Source organism: Lacrimispora amygdalina, from assembly GCF_003432035.1.
Lineage (GTDB): Bacteria > Bacillota > Clostridia > Lachnospirales > Lachnospiraceae > Lacrimispora > Lacrimispora amygdalina.
Map to the genome: position 1 here is coordinate 14,179 of NZ_QOHO01000095.1, position 15,899 is coordinate 30,077.

Genomic DNA, 15,899 nt, shown 5'->3' on the forward strand with positions numbered 1-15,899 from the left:
GAGATTTCATGAACGATCTATTTGAGAAACCATTAAAGGAACTGAAGGATTTTGAGGGTCTTTGCTCTGATCTGGCTAAGAAAGCCGGACCAGTCATGGCAAGCGGCTGTATGGATTCCCAGAAGGTTCATCTGATGTATGAAGCGGCAAAACAGGAAGGTCTCAAACTGGTAGTGACATATGACGATACCAGGGCAAGAGAGATCTATGAGGACCTTCGCTTTTTCGATTCCAACGCGTGGCTTTATCCTGCAAGGGACTTGCTGTTTTTCAATGCGGATATCCATGGAAACCTGCTTACCAAGCAGAGAATGGCGGTTTTCCGTCATTTGATGGAACAGTCCTCCGGCTGGGTGGTAACTACCTTTGACGGCTTAATGGACCATCTCATGCCACTGGCTGATTTGAAAAAACAGGCGCTTTTCGTTGAAAGCGGTCAGATCATTGATGTGGAACTATGGAAGAAGCGGCTTACACAACTGGGATATGAACGTATGGGCCAGGTGGATGGAATGGGACAGTTTTCCATCCGCGGAGGTATCATAGACATTTTCCCGTTAACAGAAGAGCTTCCTGTCCGAATTGAACTTTGGGACAATGAGGTGGACTCCATCCGAACCTTTGATTTGGAAAGCCAGAGATCCATAGAGCAGCTTGATGAGATCTGCATTTATCCGGCGACAGAAATGGTTCTTACATCCCAGCAGATTAATGAGGGCATGGAGGAACTTCAAAAGGAGCTGAAAAAATATGAAAAGGATTTGAGGGCGCAGTCAAAGATTGAGGAAGCAGCCAGGATCCGTTCCATAGTATCAGAACTCATAGAAGGCTTAAAGGAGGGCTGGAAGCAGCACGGACTTGATGGCTATATTCATTATTTCTGCAAGGGAAGTGTTTCCTTCCTGGATTATTTTTCCCCTGAAAATACGGTTTTTTTTCTGGATGAGCCGGAGCGGCTTAAGGAAAAGGGAGAGACCGTTGAGATGGAATTTCGGGAAAGTATGATTCACCGGCTGGAAAACGGATATCTCCTTCCGGGCCAGACCAATCTTCTCTATCCGGCAAAAGAGATGTTAGCCCGAATTCAGATGAAAAGAGGAGTTTATTTAACCGGTCTGGAACAGAAGCTGTCAGGCTTTGTGGTAAAAAACCGCTACAGCTTTCAGGTTAAGAACGTAAATTCCTACCAGAACAGTTTCGAACTGCTTATCAAGGATCTAACCAGATGGAAACGGGAAGGATACCGGGTCATTCTTCTATCCGCTTCCAGAACCAGGGCCAGCCGCCTGGCCGGTGATTTAAGGGAATATGATTTACGTGCGTACTATCCGGATGACAAGGATGGGGAACGTGAGGTAAAACCAGGGGAGATCCTGGTTACTTACGGCAGCATTCACCGCGGCTTTGAATATCCCATGATTAAATTCCTGGTCATTACCGAAGGCGATATGTTCGGCATGGAAAAGAAGAAGCGCAAACGGAAAAAGACGGTGTATGAAGGCACCAGAATCCAGAACTTCTCTGACCTTTCCGTAGGCGATTATGTGGTACATGAAGACCATGGTCTGGGAATTTACCGGGGAATTGAAAAGATTGAACAGGATGGCGTGATCAAGGATTACTTAAAGGTGGAATATGCGGAAAACGGCAATCTGTACCTTCCTGCCACAAGGCTTGACGGAATCCAGAAATATGCCGGTGCTGAAGCAAAGAAGCCAAAACTCAACCGCCTTGGAGGAGACCAGTGGAATAAAACAAAAACCAGAGTAAAGGGTGCTGTAAAAGAGATTGCAAAAGACCTGGTTATGCTGTATGCAGCTAGACAGCAGACACACGGATTCCGGTACGGCGAGGATACAGTCTGGCAGAAGGAATTTGAGGAGATGTTTCCTTACGAGGAGACCGAGGACCAGTGGGATGCAATTGAATCCACAAAAGCAGATATGGAAAGCGGCAGGATCATGGACCGCCTAATCTGCGGAGATGTGGGATACGGCAAGACAGAAATTGCTCTGAGGGCGGCTTTTAAAGCAGTACAGGAAGGCAAACAGGTTGTCTATCTGGTTCCCACCACTATTCTGGCTCAACAGCATTATAACACCTTTGCGCAGAGAATGAAGGACTTTCCGGTACGGGTGGATTTAATGTCCCGGTTTAAGACCTCTGCCCAGGTTAAGAAAACAGTGGAAGACTTAAGAAAAGGAATGGTGGATATCGTGGTTGGTACCCACCGGGTTTTATCCAAAGATGTACAGTTTAAAGATCTGGGACTATTAATCATTGATGAAGAGCAGCGTTTCGGAGTAGCCCATAAGGAGAAGATCAAACAGTTAAAGGAAAATATTGATGTTCTGACCCTCACGGCAACCCCGATCCCCAGGACGCTTCATATGAGCCTTGTGGGAATCCGGGATATGAGTGTGCTGGAAGAGCCTCCGGTTGACCGAATGCCCATACAGACTTATGTAATGGAGCATAACGACGAAATGGTCCGGGAAGCAATTCACAGGGAGTTGTCAAGGGGAGGACAGGTTTATTATGTATACAACCGGGTTAACAATATCGATGAGGTGGCAAACCATATTGCTAAGCTGGTTCCTGAGGCCGTGGTCACATTTGCCCACGGACAGATGCACGAGCATGAGCTGGAGCGGATCATGTTTGATTTTGTGAATGGGGAAATAGATGTTCTGGTATGCACAACGATTATTGAGACAGGGCTTGATATTTCCAATGCCAATACCATGATTATCCAGGATGCAGACCGAATGGGTCTTTCCCAGCTTTACCAGCTAAGAGGCCGGGTAGGCCGTTCCAGCCGTACCGCATATGCATTTCTTATGTATAAGCGGGATAAAATGCTGAAGGAAGAGGCAGAGAAACGCCTTCAGGCAATCCGGGAATTCACGGAACTTGGTTCAGGTATCAAAATTGCCATGAGAGATCTGGAGATAAGGGGAGCAGGCAATGTTCTGGGTGCAGAACAGCACGGTCACATGGAAGCTGTGGGATATGATCTTTACTGTAAACTTCTAAACCAGGCAGTTCTGGAACTGAAGGGGGAGAGAAAAGAAGAGGATACCTACGAAACCGTTGTAGACTGCGATATCGATGCCTATATTCCAACCTCATATATTAAAAATGAATATCAGAAGCTTGATATTTATAAGCGTATTTCTTCTATTGAGACTGAAGATGAGCATATGGATATGCAGGATGAACTGATGGACCGTTTCGGCGAGATGCCAAAGCCGGTTGAGAATCTTCTTAAGGTTGCAGCATTAAAGGCCCTTGCACACAGTGCATACGTGACGGAGGTGAATATAAACCGCCAGGAAATCCGGCTTACCATGTACCGGAATGCAAAGCTGAAGGTGGAAGGAATTCCAAAGATTATCGAAGAATACCGGGGAGATTTGAAATTCCATATGGGAGAAGAGCCTAAGTTTGCTTACCTTGACCGAAAGAAAAATGCAACAACAGATGTAATGATAAGCCAGGCAGAGGTCATCTTAAAGCAGATTGTGAAATTATCTGAAAAATAGCGAAAAATATAAAATATAACTAAAAAAATACAGCTTGTCTGGTTGATTTTTTGGCATTATGTGATATAATAATAGTAGAAGATGGGATTAAGTCCCGGATGCTTTCTTACTTCAATACATTTTGTTTCGAAGAAAGGTGGTAGCTATGGACGTTTTAGGCATGTATCTTCTCCAACGAGTTTCAGATGAATTAACCATTCAGCGCTATGGTTCTTTTGAAAACAGGTTTGTGGCGCCTGTCCCCGATAACACGGCGGCAAAAGTGGCACATGAGGCATATATTTCCTCTTCAAAAGAAGTTCCCCATCGTGTCAGACAAGGTAATTTTTAATCTGGGTATGGAACATCCCTCTTCCTAAATTTCATAATTTACTAACTGAAAATCAGGGTTCGACTTTTTTTTAAGTCTGGCCCTGATTTTAAATTTTGGGAAAAATGGCAGACTTAAGTATAATCTTGTGTATTCGAAGCAAAATAATATCAGTGATATTAAAATGCACAAGATGGAGGAATATTAAATATGAAAGCAACTGGTATTGTAAGACGAATTGATGATCTCGGACGCGTGGTAATACCAAAAGAGATCAGAAGAACACTCAGACTCAGAGAAGGAACTCCGCTTGAGATATTCACAGACAGGGAAGGCGAAATTATATTAAAAAAATATTCTCCAATGGTGGAGCTTACAGCTTTTGCTTCCCAGTATGCGGAAGCCATGGCCCAGACTACAGGGCTGACCGTATGCATCAGTGACCGTGATCAGATTATTGCAGTGGCTGGCGGATCGAAAAAAGAACTTCTTCAAAAGACGATCAGCAAGCAGCTTGAGACTATCATTAATGAGCGTACGGTTGTTGTAGCTGGAAAGGATGATAAAGGATTTATAGCGCTGACAGGGGAAAGCCTGGAAGGCATAACGGCGCAGGTTGTGGCGCCGATTATCTGCGAAGGAGATGCCATTGGAGCAGTTGCTCTTTTAAGCAGAGAACCAAGAGCCCGTTTTGGTGATATGGAGACAAAACTGGCGACTACGGCAGCCGGATTTTTAGGACGCCAGATGGAAGGATAAGGAGGTGAGAATATGCGGATTTTTATGCCGGAAGAGGACGACTACAGCGATGGCGATATCCCTGAGATAGATACCGATCCCTACAAAGATGGCTTTTATGTAGAGCCTCTGCCAGAATCAGAAAGGCCAAGGCGGGATGGCCCCGGAGGGGACTAAACCAGCACAAGCACAGCTAAAAACGGCAGCCACTTTTTAATCTGGCTGCCGTTTTGCTGATGGGATATGGATTAGTAGATGGTCTGGTCTCCATCCTTAATACAATAATTAACCTTCACACCCAGTTCTTCCATCCATTGTCTTGTCTCCAAGGTCTTCCAGTCTCCGCTTCCGATTCCTCCGCCGTTATCATTATTCCACAGCCAGAGCGGACAGGGCCATAATGCAATCTGAGGCTTAATGGCAGCATAGACTTCCCTGCTTACACCATATTGTCCATGGTGGGACATCTGGACAATATCGCTTTTTAATTCGGCTGCGCCCGCCTCTTCATAGAGAAGTTTTCCTGCCTCAGGTCCCATATCTCCCAAAACAAGAATGCTGACATTGTTTAAGAAGAATTTATATGCCATAGAGCTGTTATTAACTGATGTAACGTCCAGAAGGTATGGGTTGTTAAGGACCTTGGCTTTTATTGATCCGATCTGGATCTCATCTCCCTTTTTTACCGTATGAAGACTCTCTGCGGGGAGTGTGGATAAAGCAGAGCGTAAATCATTTACAAGCTGTGACCGGGAGGATTCTACCTTATCATACCAGGACTGGTCTGCCAGTGAATAATATACATTGTCAATGGTAATCTTCCGGTCCGGATTATTTAATATTTTAACCAGTGCTCCGATATGGTCTGAGTGGGGATGGGTGATGAACCAGGCTGATACATGTCCGCCTTTAGAACGGATTACATCGCTTAAATGATCCGCATCAATGTCCCAGCCGCCGTCGATGACTACCAGTGCTCCGTTTTTATCCTGTAAAACCATGGAAAGCATCTGTCGGTTGTCATAGTCTGCAAGAAGGGAAAGACTTCCTCCGTTAAAAATTTTGCTTCCGGGACCAATATTTAAGGAGGGACCAATGCCCATGCGAACGGCTGTTAATTCATCGGCGGTCCTTCCGGGAGTTATAATTTCAGGTGTAAAAGCGCTCAACACAATGTTAATAAACAGCACGCAGGCTGCTATCTTTTTCCATATACTAAAATGTTTCATGATTACCTCCGGTTTTATTAAACTAGCACCTATTATAATAGAATCCAGTAATTTTTAACAGGGGTGCGGGACAAATGTCAGAAAAACGTCAGAAATGGAAACAGATTACCGTTTTCTCCGGCATGTGTTATAATCTGAAAAAAGGAGGTTCCGTCCATGTATACTTTTAAAGATTTAGTAGATATTACAAATAAACTGCGGTCGGAGGAAGGCTGTCCCTGGGACAGGGAGCAGACTCATGAAAGCTTAAAAAAGCATCTGGAAGAAGAGAGCCGGGAGGTATTCTGTGCAATTGATAATAAGGATATGGAAAACCTTTGTGAGGAGCTGGGGGATGTACTATTCCAGGTAATGCTACACAGTCAGATTGCAAAAGAGAACCACAGTTTTTCCATTGACGATGTGGTGAATGGAGTGTGTGAGAAAATGATCCGCAGGCATCCTCATGTTTTTGGCGATAAAAAGGCGATTTCGCCGGAAGAGGGAGAGGCTCTCTGGAAAGCGATAAAAATGCAGGAGAAGGCCTGTGAAAAGAGCAAAAAACCTTGACAAAAACAGGAGAAACAGCTATAAATGATATAGTAATCGTGTCAACGAGAAAATCAGTAGCCTGGTGCTACATTCTAGGAGGAAGATATCAATGAACAAAGCAGAGTTAATCGCGGCAGTAGCAGAGAAAGCAGAACTGTCCAAAAAGGATGCAGAAAAGGCAGTAAAAGCTTTAACAGATGTAATATCTGAAGAATTAGTTAAGGGCGAGAAAATCCAGTTAGTTGGCTTTGGTACATTCGAAGTATCTGAGAGAGCTGCCAGAGAAGGCAGAAATCCTAAGAGCGGTGAAGTGATGAACATTCCAGCTTCCAAGACTCCAAAGTTCAAAGCAGGTAAGGCATTAAAGGATATGGTGAACGCATAATCCATGAGACTTGATAAGTTTCTGAAAGTTTCCAGAATCATTAAGAGAAGAACCGTAGCAAACGAAGCCTGTGATGCAGGCCGTGTGCTTGTGAATGAAAAACCTGCAAAAGCTTCTTTGAACATTAAGGAAGGCGATGTGATTGAAATACATTTTGGCACCAGTTCAGTTAAGGTAGAGGTTCTTGATGTCGCGGAAACTGTAAAAAAAGATGAGGCAAAAGAGCTTTATCGCTATCTTTAGTCTTACATTTGATACAAAAGATTAATTTCAGGAATAATGGAGCTCGCCTCCTAATATACTTTAGACAGGTATATTAGGAGGTTTTTCTTTATGGAAGAAAAGATTAGCACACGCCCTCACAGGCTGACAATAGATAATCGTGCTTCCAGTACGATGACGGGAATACGGGATGTAGTATCCTTCGACGAAAACCAGGTGGTACTGGATACTGATATGGGTCTGCTGACTTTAAAGGGCAAGGATCTTCATGTCAGCCGGTTAACACTGGAAAAAGGGGAAGTGGATCTAAACGGCAGCATAGAGAGCCTGATTTATTCCTCTAACGAGGCTTTGCGCAGATCAGGGGAATCCCTTTTGTCCAGGCTGTTTAAATAAAATCCAGAGGGAGTCATATGAGCGTTCATATCGTATATGAAGTAAAACTTCTGCTCTACAGCTTTTTTACAGGTGCAGGGCTTATGATGACATATGACCTGCTGCGAATTTTCCGTATTTTTATTCCTCATACTTATGTATTTACGGGAATCGAGGACATGATTTACTGGGTTTATGCCGCACTGGTGACATTTTCCCTGTTGTATGAGCAAAATGACGGAGGATTAAGAGGATATGTCATAGCCGGGATTTTTCTTGGAATGTTTTTATATGACCGGCTGGTCAGCAGGTTTTTTTTAAAAACCTTGAAAAACCTTCAAAAATATCTTAAAATGAAAATACATAAGTGGATCCGCCCCAAAGGGCGGCAATAGAAACAACTGGTGATTGTATGAACGAGATGGGTAAGTCAAGAAGAAAAAGAAAAGATAGATGGGGAAACCGAATGACTCTGATTGGGATCACTTTTGTGGTGTTCAGCCTCGCAGTGATTGTCACGATCGAAGGTGCTTCGCTCAAAGAAAAAGAACTGGAATATCAGTTTCGCCTGCAGAATCTTCAGGCGCAGGTGGACAAGGAGCAGAACCGTGCCAAAGAACTGGAGGAATACCGGGTATATGTCCAGACGAAGCAGTATATCGAAGAGGTGGCAAAGCAGAAGCTGGGGCTTGTGAAACCCGATGAGATACTATTAAAGCCGTCGCAGAAGAAGTAGAAAGTCTGCGGGTATCCCTTTATGTCCAAAAAGCGTGGACAATATAGAGGAAACCTGTCGTACAATTTTAAATTTGAATCAGCTGTTTTGACAAAAATTTCCCTCCTCCCTGTATATAATGGTTTAAAGCATGATACAGGCAGGAGGGATTTTTGTGTTCAGACGTAAGGCGGCACATCACGATATGGCTGATGTGAATGTATATACGGCAAAGAGATTAAACGATATGGCAAATTCGCTTGGAGAACTTGCCAGAGCGTGCACAGATGAGCTGTCCGCAGAACAGGGACTTACAAAGGAAGACGGGATTGCAGCGCTTGAGACTGCTGCAGCAATGGTATGCGCAGGCTGCAACAAATGTATTGTATATCCCGGCAAGGAACAGGACAACCAATATTATCTGCAGTATTTAATTCGTGCGTTTGAACAGAAGGGAAGCGTAGATTACGGGGACATGCCCCGTTTTTTTCTGGAAAGCTGTAAAAGAAGGGATGAGTATCTGGCTCACCTAAACAGGGGGCTTGGCCGGGCGACCATGAATCTTGCATGGAAGAACCGGTTTCTGGAAAGCAGGGATGCAATTATTGTCCAGTTTAAAGAACTGGCGGTAATATTAGAGGAATTTTCCCATCAGGTGGAGCATGCCACTGACATCACTCCGGACTGGGAGGATGAGATCAAACGGGCATTCCGTAAAAATCACATTGTGATAGAGAAAATGCTGCTTCTGGAATATGAGAATCAGCAGAGAGAAGCCTATCTTACCATGAGGACCTTAAACGGGCGCTGCGTCACGGTCAAGGAAGCGGCGGAGATTCTTGAGGATGCCATGGAGGAAGGGGAGTGGACCGTTGCCCCTGATGGTAGAACTTTAGTTACCAGGTCAGCAGATACCATACGTTTTGTTGAAAAGGGAGATTATCAGATTATCTATGGTGCTGCAAAGGCCATTAAGAGCGGTGAAGAGATTTCCGGAGACAACTATACATTTGGACAGGTTCAGCCCGGACAGGCAATCATGAGTCTGTCCGACGGTATGGGAAGCGGGAAAATTGCGGAGGAAGAGAGCAGGCAGGTAATCGAACTGACACAGAGACTGCTGGAGGCAGGTTTCTCCACACGGGCGGCCTTAAAAATGGTGAATACCGTACTTCTTCTTACCGGAATATCCCAGCATCCGGCGACGCTGGATTTATGCTGCATTGATTTAAAAACCGGAATCATGGAAGCCATGAAGCTGGGAGCGGCAGCTACCTATATCCGCAGCGAAAGAGGAGTGGAGCGCTTAGAAGCCGGTGAAGTTCCCATGGGAATATTAAGTCCGGTAGAGCCAGTGCTTTTATCCAAAAAGCTGTGGGACGATAACCGGATAATTATGGTAAGCGACGGAGTATTAGATGCACTGCCTGCAGATGACAAGGAGCTGATGCTGCAGGAATTCATTGCAGGAATGCCAATTAAGAATCCACAGGATATGGCGGACAGGATTCTTTTGTTTGCGAGATCATTTACGGAAAATGCAGCCGATGATATGACCGTGCTGACAGCCGGAATATGGAAACGAAAATAATAATTGCAACTGTCATGATTTACGGGTATATTTATGATAGAGAGGGGAGAAAATCAACTAAGGAAGGTGGCTGAATGTACAAAACGATTTTAGATTATGTCAGACGGAACCAGCTGTTTGACCGGGGAGACCGCGTGATTGTGGCGTTATCCGGAGGAGCCGATTCTGTCTGTCTTCTTGTAGTCTTAAACGAAATGAAGCAGGAATTTGATCTGGCTTTAAAAGCAGTACATGTTCATCATGGCTTAAGAGGAGAAGAAGCGGACAGAGACAGTAATTATGCCGGGGAACTCTCAGAAAAACTGGGGGTGCCCTTTTCCTGTGTTTATGTAGATGCTGCAGGCTATGCAAAAGAGCATGGAATGTCTGTGGAAGAAGCAGGGAGGCATTTAAGATATGAGATTTTTGAAGAAGAAAGGCAGCGGTTTGAGGGAACAAAGATTGCAGTAGCTCATCATGGTGATGACCAGGCAGAGACCATACTGTATAATCTGTTCCGGGGAACCGGATTAAAAGGACTGGGCGGAATGCGCCCTTTAAGAGAGAATATTGTGCGCCCTCTTTTATGTGTCGGGAGAGAGGATATTCTTGCATATCTCAGGGAAAAAGGGATATCTTATTGTGAGGATTCCACCAACAGCGGAATCGAATATGCCAGAAACCGGATCAGAAGAGTGATCATTCCACAGGTGAAAGAACAGTTAAATGCAAGGGCTGGAGAGAATATTGTCCATGCCGGGATGATGGCAGCAAAAGCAGATGCTTACCTGGAAAAACAGGCAGGCAGCCTTTTAAAGAAGCACGGAGTATGGAAAAAAGAAGAATCCGGGTCCGTTTTTCAGTGCGGAATTGGTACTGAAATACTACTGGCAGAGGATGACATAATAAGGACTTATGTAATCCGGCAGATGATTAACAACGTCAATCAGTCCATGAAAGACATTACCATGATTCATGTGGAAAGCGCGGCAGCGCTTCTTTTTGGCCCTGCAGACAGGCAGATCGACCTTCCCGGAGGACTGATTGCAGCCAGAACCGGAAAGGAAATGTGGATAAAAAAGAAAAATGTCGAAGATCTGGTGGATAACCACCTGGATGTTTGTCTCCCAAATGTGGATTTTTCTGTTTTTTCCTACAAAAAAGGCATGGAAATTCCCAAAAACGGGTATACGAAATGGTTTGATTATGATAAAATCAAATGTGCACTTTCTGTGAGGTATCGGGAAACCGGAGATTACATGACACTGGCCGGAGGCGGAAGAAAGACTTTAAAGTCCTATCTGATCGATGCCAAGGTTCCCAGAGAAGAACGTGGAAAAATTCCTCTTGTTGCGGAAGGTTCCCATGTCCTATGGGTAATCGGATACCGGATCAGTGAATACTATAAGATAACAGATGATACCCATACAGTAATACAAATGCAGCTAGACGGAGGAAAAGTTAATGGATGACAAGATACGTGTGATGTTATCAGAGGAAGAGATAGCAACAAGAATTAAGGAAGTAGCGGAAGAAATCAGCAGGGATTATGAGGGAAAACCTCTTCACCTGATTTGCATTTTAAAGGGAGGCGTTTTCTTTACCTGCGAGCTGGCAAAGCGGATCAGTCTGCCGTTAACCATGGACTTCATGTCTGTTTCCAGCTATGGATCCGGAACCGTATCAAGCGGAATTGTGAAAATCATCAAGGATCTGGATGACCCGATTGAAGGAAAGGATGTATTGATTGTGGAGGATATCATTGATTCCGGCAATACTCTTTCTTACTTAATCGAGGTGTTGAAACAGAGAAATCCAAACAGTGTTGAGTTATGTACCCTGCTTGATAAGCCGGAACGCCGCGTAAAGAAACAGGTTGAAGTGAAGTATACCTGCTTTACCGTGCCGGATGAATTTATTATCGGTTATGGTCTTGACTACGATCAGATATACAGGAATTTGCCATATATTGGAGTGATAGAACAGCAATAAGGAGGCAGCATGTTGAAACAACAGCAACCATTTAAAGGCTTGGGATTTCTGCTCCTTCTGGCTATTATGCTTTTATTTGCCAGCAGACTGCCCCAAAAGAGCGGAATCATAACAAACCAGGAACTTATGCAGGCGATTGACAATGGGACCATAACCTCAGCGACAGTCAGACAGAACGATCCGCCCCCAACAGGCAGAATCGAGATGACAATGGCTGATGGTTCATCAAAACAGGCCAATGTATCCAATGTGATTGAGATTCAGGATCTTCTGGACCGGAATGGAATTACCTATACCGTGGATGCAGTCCAGAAAGAGAATCTGTTTCTTGTCATAACCCTTCCCATTATTTTAACAGCAGTAGCCCTGGTTTTTCTGTTTATGTTAATGAATGCCAGAGCTGGGGCCGGCAGCGCCAATGCCAAGATGATGAATTTTGGGAGGAGCCGGGCTCATCTTGCCAAAGATGCCAATAAAATAAACTTCAGCAAGGTAGCCGGACTTGAAGAGGAAAAAGAGGAGCTGGAGGAAGTTGTGGACTTCTTAAAGAATCCTTCGAAATATACCGGTGTCGGAGCCCGCATTCCCAAGGGCATTCTTCTGGTGGGACCTCCCGGAACAGGAAAGACACTTCTTGCAAAGGCAGTAGCCGGAGAAGCGGGCGTTCCGTTTTTCTCGATTTCCGGTTCGGATTTCGTAGAGATGTTTGTCGGTGTGGGTGCTTCCCGTGTGAGAGATTTGTTTGAAGAGGGCAAAAAGCATGCTCCCTGTATTATTTTCATCGATGAGATTGACGCGGTTGCAAGACGCAGAGGTACCGGAATGGGCGGAGGCCATGATGAAAGGGAGCAGACATTAAACCAGCTTCTCGTTGAGATGGACGGTTTTGGAATCAATGAAGGAATCATTGTAATGGCAGCAACCAACCGTGTGGATATTCTGGACCCGGCCATTCTAAGACCAGGACGCTTCGACCGTAAAGTCAGCGTAGGGAGACCGGATGTAAAGGGAAGAGAAGAAATCTTAGTAGTACATTCCAAGGAAAAACCTCTTGCAGAAGATGTGGATTTAAGAAGAATTGCTCAGACCACAGCCGGTTTTACAGGGGCTGATTTAGAGAACCTGATGAATGAAGCCGCTATTTATGCAGCAAGACACAGTAAGAAGTATATTAATCAGTCTGACATAGATAAAGCCTTTGTAAAGGTGGGAATTGGTGCGGAAAAGAAAAGCAAGGTTATTACGGAAAAAGAGAAGAAGATCACAGCCTACCACGAAGCAGGGCATGCGATCCTTTTCCATCTGCTTCCTGATGAAGGGCCGGTTCATACCATATCCATTATTCCTACAGGAGTCAGTGCTGCCGGATATACCATGCCTCTTCCGGAAAGTGATCATATGTTTAACACAAAAGGAAAGATGCTGCAGGATATTATGGTAGATCTGGGGGGGCGGATTGCAGAAGAGATTATTTTCGGCGATATTACTACAGGTGCTTCCCAGGATATCAAGCAGGCAACGGCTCTTGCCAGAGCCATGGTAACCCAGTACGGTATGTCTGATCAGGTGGGCATGATCAATTATGATAATGACGGTGATGAGGTATTCATCGGAAGAGATCTGGCCCATACCAAGAATTACGGAGGCCAGGTAGCCAACACCATAGACAATGAAGTGAAGCGAATCATTGATGAATGCTATATAAAGGCCAAGGAAATCATTTTAAAACATGAAGATGTTCTTCATGCCTGCTGTAAATTGCTTATGGAAAAAGAAAAGATAGGCCAGAAAGAATTTGAAAGCCTGTTTCCTGCTGAAGCAGAAGTCTGATATAGAAACTCTGATTTGTGATGAAAGTGCAGATATTCGGTAAAATATCTAAGTTTTTACCGGTGTATCTGCGCTTTTTTGTTGCCTGTGAGTGACCGGAGAAAAAATGCATAAAAAAACAGTTATAAAAAAAACATGTTTGTGCACACTTATTTTCTCAGGCGTGGTATATTAATAAACGTAAACCCCCCCAATACATTATATAGTTTTTGCTACACCCCATAAGAAACGAAATACCTTCTCCGAAAAACGGTCAGCTACCCCGCTGACCGTTTTTTATGCCCAATTTAGAAAAGGCGGGGTTGTATATTTGAATTCAATCAGATAAAATAGTAATAGAGTAGACGTGAAAGGAAATGAAGAACATATGTGCTTCCAGACAGAGGCGTTAAATAAAGATGCATTATTCACCGATGAAACTGACAGCTTCCGGTTTCCTTCGGAGCCTGAAGAAGGGGACGAAGTGGTTCTTCTTTTCCGGACAGCAGCAAATAATGCGGATGTTGTAAGCTACATCGAAGCTGGCAGTTCTTTGGGGTCTGCCATGATTAAAACAGATACAGACAATTTATTTGATTATTACGAATACAGGCTTAAGACAGGAAGCATTCCAATAAAGTATTGCTTTTCAGTAAGAAAGGGAGATGAGATCTGCTATTACAGCCGTCTGGGTCCTGTGGGGCAGTATCCGGATGCAGGATGGTTTACCATTGTGCCGGGATTTTCTACGCCAAACTGGGCAAAGGGTGCGGTTATGTATCAGATTTTCGTGGACCGTTTTTGTAACGGAGATCCCTCCAATGATGTAGTTGGTGATGAATATCTGTACATAGGCCGGAGAGTTATGGCAGTGGATGACTGGGATAAATACCCGGACCAGTTTGATGTGGGCAGTTTCTATGGCGGAGATTTACAGGGAGTTTGGGATAAACTTGACTATCTTGAAAATCTGGGCGTAGAAGTGATTTATTTAAATCCCATATTTGTTTCACCGTCAAATCACAAGTACGATTGCCAGGATTATGATTATATAGATCCTCATTACGGCGTAATAGTGAAAGACGGCGGGGAGACCTTGACAGGGGAGGCTTCCGATAACCGTGGGGCTACCAGATATATGATCCGTACGACTGATCAGGAGAACTTAAAAGCCAGCAATGAGTTTTTTGCCAGATTTATGGAGGAAATCCACAAACGTGGTATGAAGGTGATTCTTGACGGCGTATTCAATCACTGCGGTTCCTTCCACAAATGGCTTGACGGAGAACGGATTTATGAATTATCAGGAAAGTATGAGCCGGGAGCATTTGAATCAGAGAACAGCCCTTACCAGTCATTTTTTAAATTTTTTAATGGACAGTGGCCGTACAATGATTCTTACGATGGCTGGTGGGGGCATGCTACTTTACCGAAGCTTAATTATGAGGGTTCTGAGACTCTTTGCCGGTATATCCTGGATATTGCCGCCAAGTGGGTTTCCGAGCCTTATAACGCCGATGGATGGCGGCTTGATGTGGCGGCGGATTTAGGCCACAGCAGCCAGTTTAACCATAAGTTCTGGAAGGATTTCAGAAAAGCGGTAAAGGCTGCGAATCCCAATGCTATCGTACTTGCGGAGCATTATGGAGATCCATCTGCCTGGCTGCAGGGGGATGAATGGGATACAGTCATGAATTATGACGCATTCATGGAGCCCGTTTCCTGGTTTTTAACCGGTATGGAAAAACATAGTGATGAAAAAAATCTAAGGCTTTTCGGGGACGGTGAGACCTTCTTTCGCTCTATGAATTACCATATGAGCCGTATGATGACGGGATCAGTTTTAACAGCTATGAATCAGCTTTCAAACCATGATCATTCCCGGTTTCTTACAAGAACCAGTATGAAGACAGGCCGTACTTCAACAGAGGGACCGTCAGCGGCCTCAGAAGGGATCAGTTATGGCATATTCCGTGAAGGTGTAATGATCCAGATGACATGGCCCGGAGCTCCCACCATTTATTATGGGGATGAGGCAGGAGTCTGCGGCTGGACTGATCCGGATAATCGAAGAACTTATCCATGGGGAAATGAGAATCTGGAACTGATTGAGTTTCACAGATATATGACTGAGCTGCACCGGACCATTCCGGCACTGTGCCTTGGTTCATTAAAGCCTCTTCTGGCAGGGGATCATCTGATTGCATACGGTCGTTTTATAAATGACAGCATTTGTGCAGTTGCAGTCAGCAACCATACAGCAGAGCAGGATATTTTAATTCCGGTCTGGCAGCTGGGCATGAAGGATGGAGAGACCATGTCCAGGGTTATGCTGACTTATGAGAGCGGCTATAATGTAGGGAAAATTACTTTTGCGGTTGAACAGGGCAGTGTGAGAGTATTAATGCCTCCGTTGAGTTCTGTTTTACTGGTGGGCGACAGAGAGTAAAAGTTGTACATTTTTTGATGTAATTTTTA

The 15,899-nt window shown here is 44.5% G+C and carries 16 protein-coding genes; 15 read left to right on the forward strand and 1 reads right to left on the reverse strand.

All coding sequences use genetic code 11. The features are described from left to right. Positions 1-8: 8 nt before the first annotated feature. The 4 genes from mfd to DS742_RS24370 all read left to right on the forward strand — a co-directional run bounded on the left by mfd (position 9) and on the right by DS742_RS24370 (position 4,770). Positions 9-3,545 (forward strand): transcription-repair coupling factor, encoded by a 3,537-nt coding sequence (mfd, locus tag DS742_RS24355; RefSeq protein ID WP_117419534.1) that lies wholly within the window; start codon positions 9-11, stop codon positions 3,543-3,545. Positions 3,546-3,690: 145 nt separating this feature from the next. Continuing rightward, a complete protein-coding gene (locus DS742_RS24360) occupies positions 3,691-3,876 on the forward strand; it encodes a hypothetical protein (protein WP_117419535.1) in 186 nt (61 codons plus the stop codon). A 189-nt stretch (positions 3,877-4,065) separates the two neighbouring features. After that, positions 4,066-4,614 carry a stage V sporulation protein T gene (spoVT, locus tag DS742_RS24365; protein WP_117419536.1) on the forward strand — a complete coding sequence of 183 codons (549 nt, stop codon included), beginning with the start codon at positions 4,066-4,068 and terminating at the stop codon, positions 4,612-4,614. 12 nt (positions 4,615-4,626) lie between these two features. Continuing rightward, on the forward strand, positions 4,627-4,770 hold the full coding sequence (locus DS742_RS24370) for an AE-binding protein (protein WP_104433535.1): 144 nt from the start codon (positions 4,627-4,629) through the stop codon (positions 4,768-4,770). A gap of 71 nt (positions 4,771-4,841) precedes the next feature. On the opposite strand, the gene DS742_RS24375 is transcribed toward DS742_RS24370, so the two are convergent. Beyond that, entirely contained in the window at positions 4,842-5,822 is a 981-nt protein-coding gene (locus DS742_RS24375; protein ID WP_117419537.1) for a ComEC/Rec2 family competence protein, read from the reverse strand. Positions 5,823-5,978: 156 nt separating this feature from the next. Here DS742_RS24375 and DS742_RS24380 point away from each other — a divergent pair, with 156 nt between their 5' ends. The 11 genes from DS742_RS24380 (at position 5,979) to DS742_RS24430 (ending at position 15,870) form a co-directional block, all read left to right on the forward strand. Then, complete coding sequence (locus DS742_RS24380) at positions 5,979-6,371, forward strand: MazG nucleotide pyrophosphohydrolase domain-containing protein (protein WP_117419538.1); 393 nt, start codon at positions 5,979-5,981, stop codon at positions 6,369-6,371. 64 nt (positions 6,372-6,435) lie between these two features. Then, complete coding sequence (locus DS742_RS24385) at positions 6,436-6,738, forward strand: HU family DNA-binding protein (protein ID WP_268875600.1); 303 nt, start codon at positions 6,436-6,438, stop codon at positions 6,736-6,738. Positions 6,739-6,741: 3 nt separating this feature from the next. After that, positions 6,742-6,981, forward strand: coding sequence for an RNA-binding S4 domain-containing protein (locus DS742_RS24390; protein ID WP_097005390.1), 240 nt, complete (start codon positions 6,742-6,744; stop codon positions 6,979-6,981). Positions 6,982-7,071: 90 nt separating this feature from the next. Further along, positions 7,072-7,356: a sporulation protein YabP gene (gene yabP / locus DS742_RS24395; protein ID WP_117419539.1), complete on the forward strand. Its 285-nt coding sequence runs from the start codon at positions 7,072-7,074 to the stop codon at positions 7,354-7,356. A gap of 17 nt (positions 7,357-7,373) precedes the next feature. Next, positions 7,374-7,730 (forward strand): spore cortex biosynthesis protein YabQ, encoded by a 357-nt coding sequence (gene yabQ, locus DS742_RS24400; RefSeq protein WP_117419540.1) that lies wholly within the window; start codon positions 7,374-7,376, stop codon positions 7,728-7,730. Between the two features lie 17 nt (positions 7,731-7,747). Further along, on the forward strand, positions 7,748-8,071 hold the full coding sequence (locus DS742_RS24405) for a septum formation initiator family protein (RefSeq protein WP_117419541.1): 324 nt from the start codon (positions 7,748-7,750) through the stop codon (positions 8,069-8,071). Between the two features lie 154 nt (positions 8,072-8,225). Continuing rightward, positions 8,226-9,641: a SpoIIE family protein phosphatase gene (locus tag DS742_RS24410; protein WP_341457698.1), complete on the forward strand. Its 1,416-nt coding sequence runs from the start codon at positions 8,226-8,228 to the stop codon at positions 9,639-9,641. 74 nt (positions 9,642-9,715) lie between these two features. Next, positions 9,716-11,092, forward strand: a complete 1,377-nt coding sequence (gene tilS, locus DS742_RS24415; protein ID WP_117419543.1) for a tRNA lysidine(34) synthetase TilS — start codon at positions 9,716-9,718, stop codon at positions 11,090-11,092. Continuing rightward, on the forward strand, positions 11,085-11,612 hold the full coding sequence (gene hpt, locus DS742_RS24420; protein WP_104433552.1) for a hypoxanthine phosphoribosyltransferase: 528 nt from the start codon (positions 11,085-11,087) through the stop codon (positions 11,610-11,612). Before tilS ends, hpt begins: the two co-directional genes overlap by 8 nt. A gap of 12 nt (positions 11,613-11,624) precedes the next feature. Next, positions 11,625-13,442: an ATP-dependent zinc metalloprotease FtsH gene (gene ftsH / locus DS742_RS24425; protein WP_117419562.1), complete on the forward strand. Its 1,818-nt coding sequence runs from the start codon at positions 11,625-11,627 to the stop codon at positions 13,440-13,442. Positions 13,443-13,809: 367 nt separating this feature from the next. Then, on the forward strand, positions 13,810-15,870 hold the full coding sequence (locus DS742_RS24430; RefSeq protein ID WP_117419544.1) for a glycoside hydrolase family 13 protein: 2,061 nt from the start codon (positions 13,810-13,812) through the stop codon (positions 15,868-15,870). Positions 15,871-15,899 lie beyond the last annotated feature (29 nt).